Source organism: Allostreptomyces psammosilenae (assembly GCF_013407765.1).
GTDB lineage: Bacteria > Actinomycetota > Actinomycetes > Streptomycetales > Streptomycetaceae > Allostreptomyces > Allostreptomyces psammosilenae.
Genome location: NZ_JACBZD010000001.1, coordinates 3,613,353 through 3,632,865, shown reverse-complemented (window position 1 = coordinate 3,632,865; position 19,513 = coordinate 3,613,353). Strand labels below are relative to the sequence as shown.

The 19,513-nt window shown below is 74.2% G+C and carries 15 protein-coding genes, 1 tRNA gene and 1 riboswitch; of the genes, 4 read left to right on the top strand and 12 right to left on the bottom strand.

Annotation, left to right across the window (positions count from 1 at the left end; all coding sequences use genetic code 11):
* Window positions 1-118 precede the first annotated feature (118 nt).
* Window positions 119-592: a MarR family winged helix-turn-helix transcriptional regulator gene (locus FHU37_RS15035; RefSeq protein WP_179814680.1), complete on the top strand. Its 474-nt coding sequence runs from the start codon at window positions 119-121 to the stop codon at window positions 590-592.
* 330 nt (window positions 593-922) lie between these two features.
* Here FHU37_RS15035 and FHU37_RS15030 read toward each other — a convergent pair whose 3' ends face one another.
* Window positions 923-1,678, bottom strand: coding sequence for a hypothetical protein (locus FHU37_RS15030; protein ID WP_179814679.1), 756 nt, complete (start codon window positions 1,676-1,678; stop codon window positions 923-925).
* Window positions 1,679-2,253: 575 nt separating this feature from the next.
* Here FHU37_RS15030 and FHU37_RS15025 point away from each other — a divergent pair.
* A complete protein-coding gene (locus tag FHU37_RS15025) occupies window positions 2,254-3,282 on the top strand; it encodes a hypothetical protein (protein ID WP_179814678.1) in 1,029 nt (342 codons plus the stop codon).
* Window positions 3,283-3,458: 176 nt separating this feature from the next.
* Here the strand turns inward: FHU37_RS15025 and FHU37_RS15020 are convergent, their stop codons facing one another.
* From FHU37_RS15020 to FHU37_RS15010, 3 genes are all read right to left on the bottom strand, one after another.
* The gene (locus FHU37_RS15020; protein WP_179814677.1) at window positions 3,459-3,980 is read right to left on the bottom strand and encodes a hypothetical protein; all 522 of its coding nucleotides are present in this window, start codon (window positions 3,978-3,980) and stop codon (window positions 3,459-3,461) included.
* A 1,027-nt stretch (window positions 3,981-5,007) separates the two neighbouring features.
* Window positions 5,008-5,901 carry a Bax inhibitor-1/YccA family protein gene (locus tag FHU37_RS15015; protein WP_179814676.1) on the bottom strand — a complete coding sequence of 298 codons (894 nt, stop codon included), beginning with the start codon at window positions 5,899-5,901 and terminating at the stop codon, window positions 5,008-5,010.
* 174 nt (window positions 5,902-6,075) lie between these two features.
* Window positions 6,076-6,159 (bottom strand) — tRNA-Leu (locus tag FHU37_RS15010).
* Window positions 6,160-6,588: 429 nt separating this feature from the next.
* On the opposite strand from FHU37_RS15010, the gene FHU37_RS15005 reads away from it, so the two are divergent.
* Both FHU37_RS15005 and FHU37_RS15000 read left to right on the top strand, forming a co-directional pair.
* Window positions 6,589-7,392, top strand: a complete 804-nt coding sequence (locus FHU37_RS15005; protein WP_179814675.1) for an ABC transporter ATP-binding protein — start codon at window positions 6,589-6,591, stop codon at window positions 7,390-7,392.
* Between the two features lie 155 nt (window positions 7,393-7,547).
* Complete coding sequence (locus FHU37_RS15000; RefSeq protein ID WP_179814674.1) at window positions 7,548-10,094, top strand: ABC transporter permease; 2,547 nt, start codon at window positions 7,548-7,550, stop codon at window positions 10,092-10,094.
* A gap of 225 nt (window positions 10,095-10,319) precedes the next feature.
* On the opposite strand, the gene FHU37_RS14995 is transcribed toward FHU37_RS15000, so the two are convergent.
* The 8 genes from FHU37_RS14995 to FHU37_RS14960 all read right to left on the bottom strand — a co-directional run bounded on the left by FHU37_RS14995 (window position 10,320) and on the right by FHU37_RS14960 (window position 19,425).
* The gene (locus FHU37_RS14995) at window positions 10,320-11,699 is read right to left on the bottom strand and encodes an NAD(P)/FAD-dependent oxidoreductase (RefSeq protein ID WP_179814673.1); all 1,380 of its coding nucleotides are present in this window, start codon (window positions 11,697-11,699) and stop codon (window positions 10,320-10,322) included.
* A gap of 567 nt (window positions 11,700-12,266) precedes the next feature.
* Window positions 12,267-13,226 carry a Ppx/GppA phosphatase family protein gene (locus FHU37_RS14990; protein ID WP_179814672.1) on the bottom strand — a complete coding sequence of 320 codons (960 nt, stop codon included), beginning with the start codon at window positions 13,224-13,226 and terminating at the stop codon, window positions 12,267-12,269.
* Between the two features lie 35 nt (window positions 13,227-13,261).
* A complete protein-coding gene (locus FHU37_RS14985) occupies window positions 13,262-13,912 on the bottom strand; it encodes a DUF501 domain-containing protein (RefSeq protein WP_179814671.1) in 651 nt (216 codons plus the stop codon).
* A gap of 97 nt (window positions 13,913-14,009) precedes the next feature.
* Entirely contained in the window at window positions 14,010-14,495 is a 486-nt protein-coding gene (locus tag FHU37_RS14980; RefSeq protein ID WP_179814670.1) for an FtsB family cell division protein, read from the bottom strand.
* A 162-nt stretch (window positions 14,496-14,657) separates the two neighbouring features.
* Window positions 14,658-15,953: a phosphopyruvate hydratase gene (gene eno / locus FHU37_RS14975; RefSeq protein ID WP_179814669.1), complete on the bottom strand. Its 1,296-nt coding sequence runs from the start codon at window positions 15,951-15,953 to the stop codon at window positions 14,658-14,660.
* A 96-nt stretch (window positions 15,954-16,049) separates the two neighbouring features.
* Entirely contained in the window at window positions 16,050-17,186 is a 1,137-nt protein-coding gene (locus tag FHU37_RS29020; RefSeq protein WP_179814668.1) for a transglycosylase family protein, read from the bottom strand.
* A gap of 4 nt (window positions 17,187-17,190) precedes the next feature.
* A riboswitch (cyclic di-AMP (ydaO/yuaA leader) is annotated at window positions 17,191-17,302 on the bottom strand.
* A gap of 303 nt (window positions 17,303-17,605) precedes the next feature.
* Window positions 17,606-19,009, bottom strand: a complete 1,404-nt coding sequence (locus FHU37_RS14965) for a cytochrome P450 family protein (RefSeq protein WP_376773947.1) — start codon at window positions 19,007-19,009, stop codon at window positions 17,606-17,608.
* Between the two features lie 68 nt (window positions 19,010-19,077).
* Complete coding sequence (locus tag FHU37_RS14960) at window positions 19,078-19,425, bottom strand: DUF2795 domain-containing protein (RefSeq protein ID WP_179814667.1); 348 nt, start codon at window positions 19,423-19,425, stop codon at window positions 19,078-19,080.
* Window positions 19,426-19,513: the final 88 nt, after the last annotated feature.

The following is a 19,513-nucleotide window of genomic DNA, read 5'->3' as shown; positions in this document are numbered from 1 at the left end:
CCCACGGCACACCGGGCGGCGGCTGGACACGCGCCGCGGGGCCGACGGGAGCCGGTTCCGACGCCCGCCCCTCCATCACTCACGCACTCACGCCAGGCACGGGAAACGCGAGCTTTCGATGACCAGCACCGAGGACGCCCTGTACGACCACCTGCAGCACCAGGTGGCGCTGTTCGCGCGGCGGGCCGAGCAGACCCGGATGGGCGGCGTGGGCAGGCAGCGCAACTCCATGGACCGGGCGGCCTACCTGCTGCTGAACCGGCTGGAACTGGAGGGTCCGGTGGGGGTGAAGGCGCTGGCGGAGTCCATGGGGATCGACTCCTCCACGGTGACCCGGCAGGTCGCCCCGCTGGTCGAGGGCGGGCTGGTGGACCGGGTCCCCAACCCGGAGGACGGCCGGGCGGTGCTGCTGGACCTGTCCCAGGAGGGCCGCCGGCGGCTGTCCGAGGTGCGCGAGTCACGGCGTGAGCTGATGCGGCTGCTGGTCTCGGACTGGCCGCGGGACGACCAGGCGGAGTTCGACCGGCTGCTCACCCGGTTCAACGAGGCGCTGTCGAGCTACCACCGCCCGACCGGGATGCCGGAGAGCTGAGCCGAAGGCTCCGGTTCGGGCGTCCCCAGGGGGAGCGAGGGGTCGGGATGCCAGGAGGGGCGGGGGGGCCGGGGTGCGGGAGGGCCGGACGCGGTGGGGGATTTCCGCGAGGACCGCCGCACCCGCCCGGACCGTTGGAGAGAACGGTCCGGGCGGGACGGGACTGCGGCGGTCCTCGCCTGGGCTGCAAGCGTGTCAGGGGCGCTTACAGCCCTTGGGGCACGTGGGGCCGAAGCGGCCGGGAGCCGCTCCGAACGCTTCGCCCTCCCCGTACCCGGTCGGTGCGCGTGGCGCGCGGCGCCGTGCGGCGGTCGCGCTCGCCACGCATGGTCATGATGATCCCTCTTCCGCGTGGTGTCCTCCCACCGCGGCCGGCGCCACCCGTGCGGTTTCGGCCACCTGCGCCGCCAGGTCGGCCGCCATCTCGGAGGCCGCCGAACGGGACGCCGCCGCCGGCGCCACGGCCCCCGCAGGGGTCACGGCTCCCGTGGACGGCACCGCCGGCCGCTGCTCGGCGGCGTCGCGGTAGGTGTCCAGCAGCTCCACCATCGCGACCGCGCGGGCCGCCTCGGTGAGGGTGAACGGCAGGCCGGCACGGTGCAGCACCACCCGCCGCCCGTCGTAGACCGGAAGCGCGAGGGACGTGCGGTCCTCGCCGGTCTCCGGGTGCGGCAGGGGGGCCGGGGTGTCCCGCCACTCGCCCTCGTCGCCGTCGGCCGGGTCCCAGTCCTCCCAGGCGCCCTCGTCGGCGAAGAGCAGCTCGGTGAGCACCTCCGGCAGGGACTCCGGATCGGCCAGCAACCGGGCGGCCAGCACCAGCGCGTTGGTCGGCGTGTCCAGCAGGTCGTGGGGCTCGGCCGGAAGCACGGTGACGCGTCGACCGCCGGCCACCGTCACCGCCTCCACCAGCCGGTAGCGGCCCACCTCGGGGGGCACCTCAACGAAGAACTCGTCGACCGGGCCGGAGGCGTCCGGCTGGACGCTGAGCCCGAAGACGTTGGCTCCCTGCTCGGCGAGGGCACCGGCGAGGGCGGCGAGCCTACCCGGCTCGTCGTCGATCTCGGCGCGTACCCGCCACAGAGCCATGGTTCCGTATCCCGCCTCTCCCGCGTACTCTCCCGTGCGCTCCCCGTTCGGTGTGTCGTCCTGCCCATCCGGTATGTCCCGTCCGGCCGACACGACTTCCGCCGCGTGCCGGGACCCGGATGACGGGAAACCGTCCCAGGCCCACGCCCCGGTTCCGTCTCCGCCGCCGTCCTCGCCGCCGGAATCCGTGTGCCTGCTCAATGGTGCCGCTCTCCTGTTACGCCGATACTGCGCCGACATGTCCGACGCGTAGCCGTTCCGTGTACTTCTTTTCCACATGGAACAACGCCGCAACGTGGCACATCGTCCCCTCGCCCTCCCCTCACGTGGGCGCTCGGGGACGAGCGGCGGACGCGCACCATGGGCACCAATACGATGACGGTGCGTCACAGTCATTGCCACGGCGGCACGAGTGCGCTACCCACATGGGGAAGAACACATGCCCGATTCTCCAGAACCCTGCCAAAATAGGACATTGGTCACTGCGAAAGCCACGCAGGTGGGGCAGGGTGGAACGGTCCGGGCCTCCGTCGCCCGCAATCGGCTCCGATACCGCCGTCTCAAGGAGCACATCCGTGTCCGCCTCGTACCTCGTGCCGCTCCTGCTGCTCGCCGCCATAGTCATCGGCCTGCTGGTCGCCGTCCGACTGGCCTCCCGGGAGCTGGCCGCCCGTCGCCGGCAGGCGTCGGACGGCCCCGGCGCGCACGACACCTTCCGAGCGTCCGACGCTCCGGGCACTCCCGACCTCCACGGCGTTCCCGGTGTTCCCGGCGTTCCAGGCGTTCGTCCCGCTCCGGGGGTTCCGGCGCGGGCCACGGGCGCCGAGGCGGACGCCGACGCGCCGGGCTGGACGGCCGGAGCGCGGGGCCTCGAGGGCGACGAGCGCGCCGAGGGGGCGCAGGACGCCCGGGCGGCGGAGACGGACCCGCGCTTCAGCGACGCGCTGCGATCGGCGATGGAGGGCCTGGACGGGCCCGCCGGCCCTACCGTTCCCACCGGCCCCACGGGCGCCACGGGCGCCGGAGGTCCCCGTGGCATCACCGGCCGTGGTGTTCCGGGTGGTCCCGGCGTTCCCGGTGGCCCCGGCGCCCCTGGTGGCCGTCCCGGCCCGGAGCGCGGCGGCCTGGGCTCGGCCGGGACGACGGACCGGGCGCCCGTCCCGGCCCGCACGCGGGACGTCCCGTTCCCCGGCCAGACCAGGCACCCCACCCCGCCGCGTCACCCCTCCCAGCCCGGCTGGCGCCCCAACACGCCGTCCCCGGAGTGGACCGACGCGCGGCTGAGCGCCCTGGCGGTGGACCGGGTGCCGCTGGTGGACGTGCGTCCGGGGCCGCTCGGCCGGCTCGACGTCTACGTCTTCGAGGGCGGCACCACGCTGTGCGTGACCCCGGGGGACGACCACGCCACCGCTCGGCTCATCGAGGCCCTGCGTGAGGGCCTCGCGGTGCGGCTGCTGGGCGGTTCGGCCATCGGCGGCGCCTACACGCTCACCTTCGCGATCGGGGCGCCGGGCGCGGGCGGGGGGTTCGGCTCGATGGCCCTGGACGGCCAGCCGGAGAGCACCGTGTACCTGCTCGCCGACCGGGTCATCGCCTCGCGCTGAGGGCCGGGCCTCGCGCTGGGCCTCGCGCTGAGGGCCGGGCCTCGCGCTGGGCCTCGCGCTGAGGGCCGGGCCTCGCGCTGGGCCTCGCGCTGAGGGCCGGGCCTCGAGCTGAGGGTCGGCGGGGCGGGCTGGAGGGCGTTGCTGGGGCGGGCTCGCTGGCTCGGGGGGCGCCCTGGTCAGCGGCTCAGACGCTCCAGTTCGCGCGCGGCGGCGAGGCAGTCGGCCACCAGTCGCCGCGCCGTGCGCTGCCGCCGCGCCGTGCGCTCCGCGTCCTCCGATTCCGGTCCCGGGACGAGCGTGTCGGGGGCGACGGCGGGGAGTGCTGCCAGCAGGTCGTGAGCGGCGACCGCGAGCTGGTCGCCCACGCTGAACACCCCCGCCTCCGGCATGATCCGCCAGCCCTGCGGCGGTGCCTCTGCGGGGGACGCGGGGGCCTGTGGGGCGGGGGCGGCGGCCACGAACTCCAGGCCCTGCGCGGCCAGCGCGAGGGCCCGGGCCAGCTCCAGCCCCGCCCGGGCGCGGGACGGCCCCGAGGGCGTGCGCGCCCGCAGCCGGCCTTCGGACATCGAGCGGTAGCGGTCGGCGAGCGTGTCGAGGAGAGCGGCCATCTCGGCCACCTCCGGCTGGTCGTACCAGCCCGCGCCGTCCCCTGCCGCGCCCGCCGCCCTCGGGCCGGCTTCCGTTGATCCGTGTGGCATGGGACCAGCCTAGAAGCCGCAGGGAGGGGCTCCGGCGGGCCGGTCCCCCGGCTCCGTTGAGGTTCCTTCCGCGGGCTGACTGCCTTCTGCTGATTCCTGAGGTTTGCCCCTCGCTCCCCATGGGTCGCGCTGGCCGCGCTGCCCTCGCCGGCCCCGCTGGCTCACTGGCCTCCCCGCTGGCTTCGCTGCTCTCTCGCCGGCTGCCCCAGCCTTCACTGGTTACCCCGGCCTCCGCTGGCTTCGCTGCCCTCTCGCTAGCTTCCTCAGCCTGCACTGGCTGCGCTGCCTTCCCCAGCCTCCGCCGGCTCCGCCGGATTCCACGGCAGAGTTATCCACAGGCTGCGAGAGGGGGGATGCGCTTGGTAATCCGCAGGTGAGATCCTGAAGAAGGGGGTCCCCCCAGGTCAGAGGTGGGTTCCCGGGAAAAAGGCTGGCATGTTCCTGGCGGGAGTACGGAAGTTATCCACAGGCGGCGAGAAGGGGCTGCCGTGGGTGATCGCCGCATGGGATCCTGAGAGCAGGGGGTCCCCCCGGACCAATGGCAGGTTTTTGCGAGGGCTTGTGGCATGTGCCTGGCGGGCTCGTGCGGCTGGGGGAGGACGCCCGCCTGCCTGCCTGGCGGACTCCATGCACCTGCGGAAGGACGCCCGCCCTCCTGCCTGCCTGCCTGGGGGAGGACGCCCGCCCCCCCCGCCTGCCTGGGGGAAGACGGCGCCCGCCTGCCTGCCTGGCGAACGGGCAGCCATCCTCCCGCCGGCCTCCCGCTGGCGTCCAAGGATGTCCCCGACGTCCCACGTCGTCCCCCGCCATCCCCCGGAGCGAACGACGGCGGAGGGCCGGGCACCCTCGGGTGCCCGGCCCTCCGCCGAGTGTGGCCCTCCGTCTCCCCGGCCCGCCGCCTGAGCTCGAGGCCCGAGCTCGAAGCCGCGTGCCCCGAGCCCCGGCCCGAAGGGTCGGAACCCCGGGGCACGGCGCCCGCCGGTCGGCGCCGCCTCGGTTGGCGGCGCCGACCGGAGCAGGGCGGTCGTCAGTCGTCGCCGCGCAGGATCGCGATCAGCCGCAGCATCTCCAGGTAGATCCACACCAGGGAGAGCGTGAGACCGAAGGCCGCCAGCCAGGCGTCCTTCTGCGGGGCGCCGTACTGGATGCCGGTCTCAACCTCGTGGAAGTCCAGCGCCAGGAAGAAGGCGCCCAGCGCGACACCCACCAGGCCGACGATGATCCCGATCGGCCCCTCGCGCAGGCCGAGGTCCGCGCCGAACAGGCTGAAGACCAGGTTCAGCAGGATCAGGCCCAGGAAGCCGAAGGCGATCGCCATGCCGATCTTGTAGAACCGGGGGGTCACCCGCACGGCGCCGATCCGGTAGGCGATCAGCATGCCCGCGAAGACCGACACCGTGCCGAGCACGGCCTGGATCGCGATGCCGTTCCACTGGGCGTCGAACGCCTTGCTGATGGCCCCGAGGAAGACACCCTCGAGACCCGCGTAGGTCAGGATCAGCGCCGGGTTGGTGCTGCGCCGCAGCGAGACCACCATGGCGACCACGAAGGCCACCAGCGCGCAGACGACCGGCACACCGAAGGAGCCGACGGGCACGGTGAGCCACGCCACCAGGGCGCCGATGGCCAGCACGCCGAGGGTCATGCCGGTGCGCATGACGACGTCGTCGATGGTCATCCGGCCCGTCTGCAGCGGACCGGCCGGCGGGGCCTGGTACATCTGCTGCAACTGCTCGGGCGTCATGCCCGGCTGGTAGGCCTGCTGGGTGGCGGCGTACGGCGCGCCGTACTGCTGCTGGTAGGGCGCTCCGTAGGGCTGCTGGTGCGCCTGCGCACCCGGGTGCGGCGCGGCGGGACCGGGCTGGGCGCCCCCCTGGCCGAACGCACCCCGCCGCGAGAGCACCGGGTTGCTGCTCCTCATCTCACTCCTCCATGTGGTGCCGCACGTGTGGCGGCCCGCTGCCATCGTAAGGAATTGGCAAAGCGAGCGGCACGTCCGTAGCGGAGATCTTGACCGACTCTCCACCTGGGAAACGTCCGAGGAGCCGGAAAAGTCCCGTGCCCCCCACGTGACGGCCCCCATACCCGGGGAGTGTGGTGCCCGGAGCGGGATTTGAACCCGCACGCCTCAAGGGCAGGGAGGTTTAAGCTCCCCGTGTCTGCGTTCCACCATCCGGGCGCGCGTCTGTTCGGTCCGGTCGGCCAGCACCGGCCCGAGCACGTCCAGAGTAACGGTTCGGTGACAGCACCGTGCACCCTTCTTGGTGTCAAACAGCGGGAGAACGCAGCTAACTGACTGATAGTCATGTCTTGTCACCGGTGGAACGCATTCTTCCGCTTCCCGTCCGCGCCGCGTCACCGCCCCTTTTCCCCACCCCGCGCGCCCTCCGCCGGGCCGCCCGGCGCGGCCCCCTCCGGGATCTCCCCCGAGCACGGCCCCACCTGTGGGCGGCCCGGCGGTCATACCAGGGGATGACACGGCACCACCGCGGTCAGCCCAACGGCGGGGCGGAAAACCGGGAGTGCGTCTGATGCCCCGGCCGGATCCGCGATCACAGAATGGAGTCATCGAATCGCAGCGACTTACCCAGCGTGACAGGAGCGCCCCGTGACCACCTCCGTCCCCTACTCCGCGTACCAGGCCACGGCGGCCCACCCGCCGGCCGCGACCGTGCCGGCCGCCGCCCGCGCCACGGAGCTCACGAAGGTGTACGGGCAGGGTGAGACCCGCGTCACCGCCCTGGACTCCGTCACCGTCGAGTTCGGTCGCGGCGAGTTCACCGCGATCATGGGGCCCTCCGGCTCCGGCAAGTCCACGCTGATGCACTGCATGGCGGGCCTGGACTCCATCTCCTCCGGATCCGTCCGGATAGGCGACGTCGAGCTGAACGGCCTGAAGGACAAGCAGCTCACCCAGCTGCGCCGGGACCGGCTCGGCTTCATCTTCCAGGCGTTCAACCTGCTGCCCACGCTGACCGCCCTGGAGAACATCACGCTCCCCATGGACATCGCCGGTCGCAAGCCGGACAAGGCGTGGCTGGACCAGGTGATCAGCACGGTGGGCCTGTCCGGCCGGCTGAAGCACCGCCCGTCGCAGCTCTCCGGCGGCCAGCAGCAGCGCGTGGCCTGCGCCCGCGCCCTGGCCTCCCGCCCGGACATCGTCTTCGGCGACGAGCCCACCGGAAACCTCGACTCCCGCTCCGGCGCGGAGATCCTCGGGTTCCTGCGCCGCTCGGTCCAGGAGCTCGGCCAGACGATCGTGATGGTCACCCACGACCCGGTCGCCGCCGCCTACGCCGACCGCGTGGTCTTCCTGGCCGACGGCCGGATCGTCGACGAGCTGCGCCAGCCCACGGCCGACAGCGTGCTGGAGCGCATGAAGCGCTTCGACGCCCGCGGCCGCACCAGCTGAGCCACCGCCCGCCGACCAGCGCCCGCCCGCCGACCACCGCACGGCCGGCCCCGGCGTGGCCGCCGGCGTCCCCACACCCTCAACGGCTTCCCTCGGGCGGCCGCCCGGCGCAGCACGCGCCCCGGCGGCCGCCCCGCTACCGCCTGGATACCCCCATGTTCCGTACAGCCTGGCGCAACGTGATCGCGCACAAGGTCAGACTGTTGATGACCGGTCTGGCGATCATCCTCGGCGTCGCCTTCGTCAGCGGCACGCTGGTCTTCACCGACACCCTGAGCAGCGCCTTCCGCAACGCCTCCGCGGACGACCTGCGCAACATCGACGTCTCGGTCAGCGGCGGCACCTCGGAGAGCCTCTACGGCGTCCCGGCCGACGACGACGTGCTCACCGACGAGACCCTGGAGCGGATCCAGGCGCTGCCCGGCGTCGCCTCCGCCCAGGGCACCGTCGAGGGCTTCACCGCCGTCCTGGACCGCGACGGCGAGCTCATCGGCTCCACCCTCACCGGCTTCGGCGGCGGCGCCAACTACGCCCCCGGCCCGGACGGCACCGACCCGCGCTACGAGCTGGTCGACGGCCGCGGCCCGGAGCGCGCCGGGGAGATCGCCCTGGACGCCGACACCGCCGAGGAGCAGGGCTTCGCCGTCGGCGACGAGGTGACGGTCGCGATCGACGGCCCGGCGCGCACCGAGCGCCTGGTGGGCACCTTCACCAGCGTCGGCCAGTCCTCCGGCCCCGGCGGCACCCTCACCCTCTTCGACACCGCGACCGCGCAGGAGCTGCTCGCCGTTCCCGGCGAGTACGGCTCCATCACGGCGCAGGCGGTCGACGGCGTCAGCCAGGCCGAGCTGCTGGAGCAGGTGGAGGAGGTCATCCCGGCCGGCGCCACCGCCAGCACCGGCGAGCAGGTCGCCGAGGAGCAGGCCGAGCAGATCGCCCAGGGGACGTCCAACCTCTCCACGGCCCTGCTGGCCTTCGCCGGCATCGCGCTGTTCGTCGGCGTCTTCATCATCGCCAACACCTTCACCATGCTGATCTCCCAGCGCACCCGCGAGCTGGCGCTGCTGCGCGCGGTCGGCGCCTCCCGCCGCCAGGTCACGCGCTCGGTGCTGGCCGAGGCGTTCATGATCGGTCTGGTCTCCGCCGTGCTCGGCTTCGTGCTGGGTCTGGGGGTGGCCGTGGGCCTGCGGGCCGGGCTGTCCACCTTCGGCGGTGAGCTGCCGGAGGGCCCGCTGGTGATCTCCCCGGTGGCCGTGCTCGCCTCGCTCGGTGTGGGCGTGGGCATCACCGTGCTGTCCTCCTGGCTGCCGGCCCGCCGGGCCGCCAAGGTGCCGCCGGTCGCCGCGATGAGCAGCATCGACCAGCCGGCGCCGACCCGCAGCCTGGTGGTGCGCAACGTGTTCGGCGCGCTGCTGCTCGCCGCGGGCGTGACCCTGGTGTTCCTGGGCACCTCCATGGACGGCTCGGACGGCCGGATGCCGATCGCCGCCGGCGCCTTCTCCACCGTGGTGGGCGTGCTGGTGCTCACCCCGCTGCTGTCCCGACCGATCATCCGGGCCGCGGGCGCCCCGTTCGGCGCGCTGTTCGGCGTCTCCGGCCAGCTGGCCCGGGAGAACGCGCTGCGCAACCCGCGGCGGACCGCGGCCACCGCCTCCGCGCTCACCATCGGTCTGACGCTGGTGACGGCGCTGGCCGTGCTGGGCGCCTCCGCGCGGGGCGCGGTCAACACCGCGCTGGAGCGGATGCAGCTCGCCGACTACACCCTGTCCATGGCCAACTGGGGCCCCATCGACCCGTCCGTGGCCGAGAGCGTGGCCGAGGTGCCGGGCGTGCGGTCGGTGTCGGTGCTGGGCACCACCCTGGTCGACCTGGAGGACACCGAGTGGTCCCCGGCGGTGGTCAACGGTGACGTGGTGGCGGACATGTTCGCGCTGGACCTGACCGCCGGATCGCTGGAGGCGCTGAGCGGGCCGGCCCTGGCGGTCGGCGACGCGACCGCCCGCGAGGCCGGCTGGGAGGTGGGCGAGACGGTTCCGGCCCGCTTCCCGAACGGCGCGACGACCGAGGTGGAGATCGGCGCGATCTACCAGGAGTCGGAGTTCACCCCGCCGATGCTCATCGGCGAGGCCACGGTGACCGAGCACGACGGCGCGTTCTCGGTGCAGGAGGTGCTGGTCAAGGCCGAGTCGGGAGCCAGCGAGGCGCTGCGGGCCGGCCTGGAGGGGGCGGTGGACTCGCAGCCGCTGGTCCGCGTGGGCGACCGCGACGACATGGCCCAGGAGTTCTCCTCCATGCTGGACCTGATGCTGAACATGGTCTACGGCCTGCTGGCCATGGCCGTGGTGATCGCGGTGCTGGGCATCGTCAACACCCTGGCGATGTCGGTCTTCGAGCGGACCCGCGAGATCGGCATGCTGCGGGCGATCGGCCTGGCCCGGGGCGCGGTGCGGCGGATGATCCGGCTGGAGTCGCTGGTGATCTCGATGTTCGGCGCGGTGCTGGGGATCGTGCTGGGCGCGTTCCTGGCCTGGGCCACCGGGACGACGTTCGTGGCGTCCATGCCGACCTGGAGCACGGTCATCCCGTGGGGTCAGGTGCTGGTCTTCGTGCTGCTGGCCGCCGCGATCGGCCTGCTGGCGGCGGTGTGGCCGGCGGCCCGGGCCGGCCGGCTGGACATCCTCTCCGCGATCAAGGCCGAGTAGACGGGGTGACGCCGTGAGGGGTGCCCCGCCGCGCCGGACGGATCCGGTGCGGCGGGGCACCCCTTCCCGGCTTCCGCGCGGCGGCCCGCGGCGTCCCGCGGGAGCCCCCGCACACGCCGACGGCCCCGTCCGACGAATCGTCGGCGGGGCCGTCGGCGTTGATTACCGTTATAGAGCACCGGGCGTCGTCGTCCGGTCGTGGCGGCACCGGGCCGCCGGGGCTGGTCAGCCCTTCGCCGCCGCGGCGGTCTCCTTGGGGGCCTCCGGCTTCGGCGCCGCCAGCTTGGCGGACACCGGGGCGGCGGCCTCGTAGAACTCGTCGCGCGGGGACTCCATGGCGCCGAGGCCCACGATGTCCCGCTTGAGCAGGCCGGCCAGGAACCAGTCGGCGAAGACCCGGACCTTGCGGTTGAAGGTCGGCATCTGCGAGCCGTGGTACAGGCGGTGGAACATCCAGGCGGGCCAGCCCTTGAGCTTGATCCGGTTGAACAGGATGGCCACGCCCTTGTGCAGGCCCAGGCCGGCGACCGCGCCGAGGTTGGCGTGCTTGTACTCGCGCGGCTCGAAGCCGCGCAGCGCCGCCACCACGTTGTCGCCGAGCACCTTGGACTGGCGCAGCGCGTGCTGGGCGTTCGGCGGGCACCAGGCGCCCTCGCCCTTGGCGAGGTCCGGCACCTGGGCGTTGTCGCCGGCGGCCCAGGCGTAGGGCATGCCCTGCACCTGGAGGGTGGGCTTGGTGTCCACGTGGCCGCGCGGGCCGAGCGGGAGGCCAAAGTCGGCGAGCGCCGGGTTCGGCTTGACGCCGGCGGTCCACACGATGGTGGAGGCGTCCATCTCGACGCCGTTCTTCAGCACGCAGTGCTTGTCGACGGCGGAGTCGAGCGAGGTCTCCAGGTAGACCTCGATGCCGCGCTCGCGCAGCCGCTGGAGGGTCCACTCGCCGAGGTCGGGGCCCATCTCCGGCAGGATGCGGTTGGCCGCCTCGACGAGGACGAACCGCATGTCCTCGCGCTTGACGTTGCGGTAGTACTTGGCGGCGTCGCGGGCCATGTCCTCGATCTCGGCGATGGCCTCGACGCCGGCGAAGCCGCCGCCGACGAAGACGAAGGTGAGCGCCTTGCGGCGGACCTCCTCGTCATCGGTGGACTCGGCCTTGTCCAGCTGGCCGAGGATGTGGTTGCGGGTGGCGATGGCTTCCTCGATGGTCTTGAAGCCGATGCCGTTCTCGGCCAGACCGGGGATCGGGAAGGTCCGGGAGACCGCCCCGAGCGCCATGATGATGTGGTCGAAGGGGATCTCGTAGGAGTCCCCCACCAGCGGCTCGACCGTGGCGACCTTGCGGTCGTGGTCCACCGAGGTCACCCGGCCGGTGAGGATCTCGGCCTTCGGGAGCACACGGCGCAGCGGAACCACGACGTGGCGGGGGGAGAGGCTGCCGGCGGCAGCCTCGGGAAGGAAAGGCTGATAGGTCATGTACGAGCGGGGGTCGACGACCGTCACGGTCGCCTCGCCGTAGCGCATCTTCTTCAGAATGCGCCGCGCGGCGAACATGCCGACGTACCCACCCCCGACGACGAGGATCCGAGGACGCTCCGTGGTGCTCATATCGGAAAGTATCCAGCACGTTCCCGGGCACCCCGCGCACACCCACCCGAGGATGCCGACGGGGGGTCTGCTATAATTCGCCGCTCCATGCGGCACGGGGGGCGGGGGGTGGTTGCTCGCGCTCCTTCGGGGGGACCTCACGGCGGCCCCGGCAGGGCTGGTCGGACCGCCATGAACAGCAACGATCGTTCGGGGCCCGGTGGTTCCCGCGGGCGCCGGAGGAGTTTCCCGGCGCCGCGCGCGGCGCGCTCCCGCGGGGGTCGGCGGCCCGTCGGACGGGGGGTTGGTCCGTCGTACGGAACAACCGCGCGGCGAAGCCGGCCAATCCCGCGGATCCGCATGTGAATAACTTCACGAAGTTCGCGGCGACGCGCCCACCGGGCCCCCTCCGGGAGCCGCCGCACGGGCGTCACGGGGGCGTCGGGACGCCGTCAGGGCGCAGGCGAGCGGCCGTGGCGGCGCCCCCCGGGCGGCCGTCGCACGGGTGTTTGACGACCGCCCGGGGGGCGCCGCGGCCACGCGGCCGGGGCAGCGCCGTGAGGGCCGCCAAGGACCGCCGAGGGCCGTTCAGAGCCGTTCGGCGCAGCTGAGCGCGATGCCGTCGAGGATGTCGTGCTCGCTGACCACGACCTCCTCGGCGCCCACCCGCTCCATGACGGTGCGCAGGATCAGCGCGCCGGCGCCGATGACGTCCACCCGCCCGGGGTGGATCACCGGGTCGGCGGCCCGCTCGGCGTGGGTGGCGGCCAGCAGGCGGTCGGTGACCTCGCCGACGGCCCGGCGCGAGTGCCGCGAGTGGTGGACCCGGGTGGAGTCGTACTCGGTCAGCCCGAGGCCCAGGGCCGCGACCGTCGTCACCGAGCCGGCCAGGCCGACCAGGGTGCGCGCCTGGTCGAAGGGGACCTCGGCGGCGGCGACGTCCATGGCCGCCTCCACGTCGGCGCGGATCCGGGCGATCTCCTCCGGTCCGGGCGGGTCGACGAGCGTGCCGTCCGGGGCCTGCAGGTGGCGCTCGGTCAGCCGGACGCAGCCGATGTCCACCGAGCGGGAGGCGGTGACGCCGTCCGTGCCGAGCACGAACTCGGTGGATCCGCCGCCGATGTCCACCACCAGGTAGGGGGCCGGCTCGGGCAGGTCGGCGGTGGCGCCGAGGAAGGACAGCCGCGCCTCCTCGGTGCCGGTGACGACCTCCGGGTCGACGCCGAGGATGTCCCGGACGCCGGCGGTGAACTCGTCGCGGTTCTCGGCGTCGCGGGAGGCGCTGGTGGCGACGAACCGCACCGCCTCGGCGCCCAGCGCGCGGATCGCGTCGGCGTACTCGCGGCAGGCGGCGAAGGTGCGCTCCAGGGCCTCGGGGGCCAGCCGGCCGGTGCGGTCCACGCCCTGGCCGAGCCGGACGATGATCATCCGGCGGTCCAGGTCGCGCAGCCGTCCGCTGTCGTCGACGTCGGCCACCAGCAGGCGGATGGAGTTGGTCCCGCAGTCGATGGCGGCCACCCGCCGGGCGCCGCTCGTCGTGCCACTCATGGGGCCGATCATATGCGTGCCGGGGCGGTGGCCGGTCATCCCCGCGACCCGTCCCCGCCCGTCGCGGAGCCGGCCGCCGGGCCGGCCGCGGGGCCGTCCCCGGGACCGCCCGCAGGGCCCTCGGCGGCGTCCGGTTCCGCGCCCCCGGCGGCGCCGCAGTCCTCGACGCACCGGCCGCGCCGCCACCACTGGGGCAGCATGGCCAGCGCCTCGTCCCCCAGCGGGTTGACGCCCGGACCGGCGGCCAGCGAGTGCGCGACCAGGACGTGCAGGCACTTCACCCGGTCCGGCATGCCGCCGGCGCTCGGGAAGCCGCGCAGCACCTCGATGGAGTCCCGGCGCGCGATGTAGTCCTCGTGGGCGGCCCGGTAGGCGGCGGCCAGCTCGGGGTCCCGGGCCAGCCGGTCGCTCATCTCCTTCATCACGCCCTCGGACTCCAGGGTGCCGATGGCGGAGGCCGCGCGGGGGCAGGTCAGGTAGTAGAGGGTGGGGAACGGCGTGCCGTCCTCCAGGCGCGGCGCCGTCTCCACGACGTCCGGCAGGCCGCACGGGCAGCGGTGCGCCACGGCGCGCAGCCCGCGGGGGCGGCGGCCCAGCTGGCGCTCCACGGCGGTGATGTCCGCGGGGTCCACGTGGGGGGCCTCGGCGGCGGGCCGGCGGTCGTCGTCGGAGTCAGGGGAGGTCATGGTGACCATTGTGACCCGAGTGGCCGCGCTGCCGTTCGCGCCGCGGTCGGCGCTGCCGTTCAGCGCCGCCGCTCAGGGCCGCCGTTCGCGCCGCCGGTCAGTCCGCCCGGTCGACGGAGTCCCACAGGTTCTCGTACCAGGGCCGGTCGGCGCCGAGCGCGGCGTCACCGGCGTCGCCGGCCCCCGCGTCCTCGGCCGGCGCGGAGGGGCCCGGGGAGGCGTCCGGGAGCACGGTGAGGCCGATCTCTCCGGGCAGCACGTACAGCAGGTCCTCGCGGGCCCGGGCCCGCACGTAGGCCGGGTCCTGCCAGCGGGCCTTCTCCCGCCGCAGCTCGGCCACCTCCTGCTCCAGCCGGGCCGCCTCCGCGCGCGCCTCGGCGATGCGGTCGCGTTGCGCCACGTACTGCCGCGCCGGGTAGGCGATGGCGAGGGCGAGCGAGCACAGCACCAGCAGGAGCACGGCGGCGCGCCCGGTGAGCCGGCCGCGCCGGCGGGCCTGCGCCTTCGCCCCGCCCGTGCTGCGGGCGCCGGTGCGCCGGCCGGAGCGCGTGATCAGCGTGTCCCAGTTCGGGGGTTCGGCCACTCCTCGCTGCTCCCCTCCTCGCTCCTGTGCCCGGTCCCCCCCCCCGGCGGCGCGACGGCCGGGGACGGGAGCGGGACGGCCGGCACCGCGCGGTGCCGGCCGTCCCGGTCGGTCGGACCCGGGGCCTTCGGTCAGCCCCGGGGCTCTCGGTCAGCGGGACCGTCAGCCCTCGGCCGGGGTGAAGCGCGGGAACGCGCCGCGGCCGGCGTACACCGCGGCGTCGTCGAGGATCTCCTCGATGCGCAGCAGCTGGTTGTACTTGGCCACACGCTCGGAGCGGGCCGGGGCGCCGGTCTTGATCTGGCCGCAGTTGGTGGCGACGGCCAGGTCGGCGATGGTCACGTCCTCGGTCTCGCCGGAACGGTGGCTCATCATGCAGCGGTAGCCGTTGCGCTGGGCCAGCTCGACGGCGTCCAGCGTCTCGGTGAGCGAGCCGATCTGGTTGACCTTCACCAGCAGCGCGTTGGCGGTGCCGGAGTCGATGCCGCGCTTGAGGCGGGCCGGGTTGGTGACGAACAGGTCGTCGCCGACGAGCTGGACCTTGTCACCGAGCTGCTCGGTGATGGTCTTCCAGCCCTCCCAGTCCTCCTCGGACAGCGGGTCCTCGATGGAGACCAGCGGGTAGGCGGCGACCAGCTCGGCGTAGTACGCGGTGAGCTCGGCGGCGCTGAGGCGCTTGCCCTCGAACTCGTAGGCGCCGTCCTTGTAGAACTCGGTGGCGGCGACGTCCAGGGCGAGGGCGATGTCCTGGCCGGGGGTGTAGCCGGCCTTCTGGATGGCCTCGACGATCAGGTCCAGCGCGGCGCGGTTGGACTCCAGGTTCGGCGCGAAGCCGCCCTCGTCGCCCAGGCCGGTGGACAGGCCGCGCTCCTTGAGCACGGACTTGAGGGCGTGGTAGGTCTCCGCGCCCCAGCGCACCGCCTCGGAGAAGCTGGAGGCGCCGATCGGGGCGATCATGAACTCCTGGATGTCCACGTTGGAGTCGGCGTGCGAGCCGCCGTTCAGGATGTTCATCATCGGGACGGGCAGCACGTGGGCGTTGGGCCCACCGAGGTAGCGGAACAGCGGCAGGTCGGCGGACTCGGAGGCGGCGTGCGCGACGGCCAGCGAGACGCCCAGGATGGCGTTGGCGCCGAGGTTGCTCTTGCCGTCCGTGCCGTCCAGGTCGAGCATCGCCTGGTCGATCAGCCGCTGCTCGGTGGCGTCGTAGCCGACCAGCTCCGGGCCGATCTGCTCGATGACCGCCAGGACGGCCTTCTCCACGCCCTTGCCGCCGTAGCGGGCCTTGTCCCCGTCACGCAGTTCCAGGGCCTCGAACGCGCCGGTGGAGGCACCGGACGGGACGGCGGCACGACCGGTGCTGCCGTCGTCGAGGCCGACCTCGACCTCGACGGTGGGGTTGCCTCGCGAGTCGAGGATCTCCCTGGCTACGACGACGTCGATCGACGGCACGAGCATCTCCTTGGGTCGGATACGTCTTTTCGCCCTGAGCCTAACCGCACTCGGTGAACAACACGTGGCAGCCGGGGGTTTCCCACCGCCCGGCCGCGACGATCAGCCGTTCGGCAGGCGCAGTTGCTGGCCGGGGACGATGCGGTTCGGGTCGTCGCCGATGACGGACCGGTTGAGTTCGTACAGCGCCGACCAGCCGCCCACGACGTCGTAGGCGTCGGCGATCCCGATGAGGGTGTCGCCGGCGGCGATGAGGTAGGGGTCGCCCGCGTCCGCGTCGGCGCCGTCCGAGACGGCGTCGGCGCGGTCGCCGCCGCGGTCGGAGCGGGCGTCACCGCCGGGGAGGTTGCGCAGCGTCTCCCGGATCAGGGAGGGCTTGGCGTGCCGGGCGGCGGCCTTGGGCTTGGCGTGCCGGCCGGAGGGCTGCTCGGTCTGCGGGGCGGTGCTCTCCTGGCCGCCGGCCGACGGGGAGGTGGACGGCCCGGCGGTGGGGTCGGTGGCCGGGGCGGAGGGGGTGGCCGAGGGGCCGTCGGGGGCCGTGGGGCTGGGGCTGGCGGAGGGGTCGCTGGTGGCCGGCGGGGTGCTGCCGTCGGCGGACGGCCGCTCGTCGGGGCGGGCGCCGCCGTCGGAGCCGGCGTCACCGTCGCCCTGGCCGCCGGGCCGGGTCGCGTCGGCGTCCCCGGCGCCGTCGCCGGCGTCGTCGGGCCGGTCGGAGGGGTCGGTGTCGGCGGTGTCGCCGGAGCCCGCGTCGGCGCCGTCACCGGAGTCCGTGGAGTCGGCCGGCGGCTGGTCCGCGTCGGAGTCCCCGGCCTCCGCCTCCGCGTCGTCACCGAGGCCCAGGTCGAGGTCGAGATCGAGGTCCAGGGAGGTCAGCCCGGCCGAGTCGGCGCAGGCGGGCCAGGCGGCCGGGCCCTCGATGTCCAGGACGCGTTCGGCGACGGCGATCTGCTCCTCGCGGGTCGCCTTGTCCGGGCGCTCGGCGTACTCGCCGCCGCCGTAGTGGTCCCAGGTGGCCTGGGTGAACGCCAGGCCGCCGTAGAAGCCGTCGCCCTCGTTGGAGTTCCAGTCCCCGCCGGTCTCGCAGGCCGCGACCTTCTCCCAGGTGGTGGAGTCGGCGGCGTAGGCGCCACCGGCGGCCAGCAGCGGGATGGTGAGTCCGGCGCCGGTGACGCCCGCGGCGCGGACGAGCCGGTCGGTCTGGTTGGGCCGGCGGTGCTTGCCGCCTCCGGACAGCAGCATGAGCGCTTCCTCTCCGACGCCTGCGAGGTGAGCTGTCGGGTTCGGGCGGAGATCACCCGGCGGCCGGCGGCCGCTTCACCCCTAGCCGCGCCGGTCCGGCACGGCGGTATCGCGCACCGCCTCCGCTGGCGCGGGGACGGCGCGTGTCGGTTCCCCCGACTCCTGCCCGGCTCCACTGCGGTCGGCGGCGGCCCCGGTCGGGCAGGACTCGGCGCACCGGGGTCGGCGGTTCGCGGCGCGAACTGGGAGAAGAAAAGCAGGTGATGCGATGAATCACAAGCGGGGATAGCCGGGATCACAAATGAGTGAACGCCAGGTCGTGTCCCTGGCAGCAGGGCTGACCTGGTGATACGTCGCCGGGGCGGGAGTGCGTCACACCGGCCGCTCCCGCCCCGCGTCGCACACCGGTCGCCGGCCGGTCACGGCGCCGGCGGCGCCGTGCCGACCGGGGTGAAGGCGACCGGCAGTTCGCGCAGGCCGCGCATGATCAGACCGCCGCGCCAGCGCAGCTCCTCGGGCGCCACCGCGCAGCGCAGGTCGGGCAGCCGGGTGAGCAGGGTGGCCAGCGCCCGCTGCCCCTCCAGCCGGGCCAGCGGGGCGCCCAGGCAGTAGTGGATGCCGTGCCCGAAACCGAGGTGCGGATTGTCCTGACGGGTGAGGTCGAGGGTGTCCGGGTCGGTGAAGCGCCGCGGATCGCGGTCCGCCCCGCCGAGCACCACCAGGACCGGGTCGCCCGCCGGCACGCGGGTTCCGCCGATGGTCAGCGGCTCGGTGGCGAACCGCCAGGTGGCCAGCTCCACCGGGCCGTCGAAGCGCAGCAGCTCCTCCACGGCGGTGGCCAGCAGCCGCTCGTCGCCGCGGGCCAGCCCGGCGCGCAGCAGCGCCAGCTGGTCGGGGTGGCGCAGCAGGGCGTTCACCCCGTTGCCGATGAGGTTGACGGTGGTCTCGAAGCCGGCGAACAGCAGGATGAAGGCCATGGCCGCGGCCTCCGCCTCGGTCAGCTGCTCGCCGTGGTCGCTGGCCCGGATCAGGCCGGATATCAGGTCGTCGCCGGCCGCCTCGGCCCGCTTGCGGTGGATCAGCTCCTCCAGGTAGGCGCGGATCCGCTTGACGGCGCGGGCGACGCCGCCGCGCGGGGCGGCCCGCTCCCCCGGCCGGCTGTGCCGGATCATCATGCCGGCCCAGTCCCGGAAGTCGTCCTGGTCCTCGGCGGGGACGCCCAGCATGTCGCAGATGGCGTAGATGGGGAGCGGGAAGGCGAACTCGTGGATGAGGTCGGCGGTGCCGCGGGCGGCGAAGCCGTCGATCAGCCGGTCGGTGAGTTCCTGCACGCGGGGCCGGAAGGCCTCCACCCGGCGCGGGGTGAAGGCCCGGGAGACCAGGCGGCGCAGCCGGGTGTGGTCCGGCGGGTCGATGTTGAGCAGGTGGGCGAAGAGGCCGGCGCGCTGCTCCCCGGGGATGCCGGTCTTGCCGCGGGCGGCGGTGGCGGCGGCGTGCCGGGCCGGGTCCTTGCTCAGGCGCTGGTCGGCGAGGGCCTGCCGGGCGTCGTCGTAGCGGGTGACCAGCCAGGCGTCCACCCCGCTGGGCAGGGTGGTGCGGTGCACGGGCGCGTTCTCGCGGAGCCAGGCGTAGGCCGGGTAGGGGTCGGTGGCGAACTCCCAGCCGAACAGCGCGGGTTCCGGCCCGGTGACGGGGCAGGCCGCGGCGGGCCGGGCGGCCTCGGGGCGGGCGGCGTGGGCGCCCTCGGGGCCGGGGGCGTGGTGGCCCCGGCCGGGCTCCCCGGGCGCGTGGGGCCGGTGCTGCTGTTCCGCTCGGTCGTGCACGTCCTCGACCCTACGCGCGCGCGGACGCGGCCCGGGCGGCCGGTCCGCGGCGGACGGGCCCGGCGGTCTCAGGTGGGCCGCGGCGGGTTCTCCCGCTTGGCCTGCTCGACCGTCTCGGCCATGGTGGACGGCCCGCCGGCGTCGCGCAGGTGCTGGGCCACGCCGGGGTGCCCGTGCTGCCCCCGCGCGTGGCGCTGGGACTCCGTCTGCCCCTCCTCGGCGGCCTCCTGGCGGGGCACCGAGCGCACCACCTCGTCGACGTTGTCGTAGTCGGCGAGCGGCAGGGCCCTGATCGCGCCCAGCACGTCCTCGTCGGCCCCCTTGCGCTCGGCGTGCTCCACGAGTCGCTGCTTGGAGAGGGGGAAGTCCACGTCGTCGAGCACGGCTCGTAGGCGGTCGATTCCGGTGAAACCCATGGTGGCCTCCGTCTGGGCTGTCGCGAGCCGTTCGGATCCCCGCGCTGGCTACCCGGGGGCCCGGTGCCGAAACGCGCCCGCCGGCCGG

What these genes read in the sequence shown, in the direction of transcription:
- FHU37_RS15000 (WP_179814674.1), top strand. Translation starts at nt 7,548, where the DNA reads ATGTTCCGTACAGCCTGGCGCAACGTGATCGCGCACAAGGTCAGACTG.
- FHU37_RS14985 (WP_179814671.1), bottom strand. Translation starts at nt 13,912, where the DNA reads ATGACCTCCCCTGACTCCGACGACGACCGCCGGCCCGCCGCCGAGGCC.
- FHU37_RS15030 (WP_179814679.1), bottom strand. Translation starts at nt 1,678, where the DNA reads ATGGCTCTGTGGCGGGTACGCGCCGAGATCGACGACGAGCCGGGTAGG.
- FHU37_RS14995 (WP_179814673.1), bottom strand. Translation starts at nt 11,699, where the DNA reads ATGAGCACCACGGAGCGTCCTCGGATCCTCGTCGTCGGGGGTGGGTAC.
- eno (WP_179814669.1), bottom strand. Translation starts at nt 15,953, where the DNA reads ATGCTCGTGCCGTCGATCGACGTCGTCGTAGCCAGGGAGATCCTCGAC.
- FHU37_RS15020 (WP_179814677.1), bottom strand. Translation starts at nt 3,980, where the DNA reads ATGCCACACGGATCAACGGAAGCCGGCCCGAGGGCGGCGGGCGCGGCA.
- FHU37_RS15015 (WP_179814676.1), bottom strand. Translation starts at nt 5,901, where the DNA reads ATGAGGAGCAGCAACCCGGTGCTCTCGCGGCGGGGTGCGTTCGGCCAG.
- FHU37_RS15035 (WP_179814680.1), top strand. Translation starts at nt 119, where the DNA reads ATGACCAGCACCGAGGACGCCCTGTACGACCACCTGCAGCACCAGGTG.
- FHU37_RS14990 (WP_179814672.1), bottom strand. Translation starts at nt 13,226, where the DNA reads ATGAGTGGCACGACGAGCGGCGCCCGGCGGGTGGCCGCCATCGACTGC.
- FHU37_RS29020 (WP_179814668.1), bottom strand. Translation starts at nt 17,186, where the DNA reads ATGCTGCTGTCCGGAGGCGGCAAGCACCGCCGGCCCAACCAGACCGAC.
- FHU37_RS14960 (WP_179814667.1), bottom strand. Translation starts at nt 19,425, where the DNA reads ATGGGTTTCACCGGAATCGACCGCCTACGAGCCGTGCTCGACGACGTG.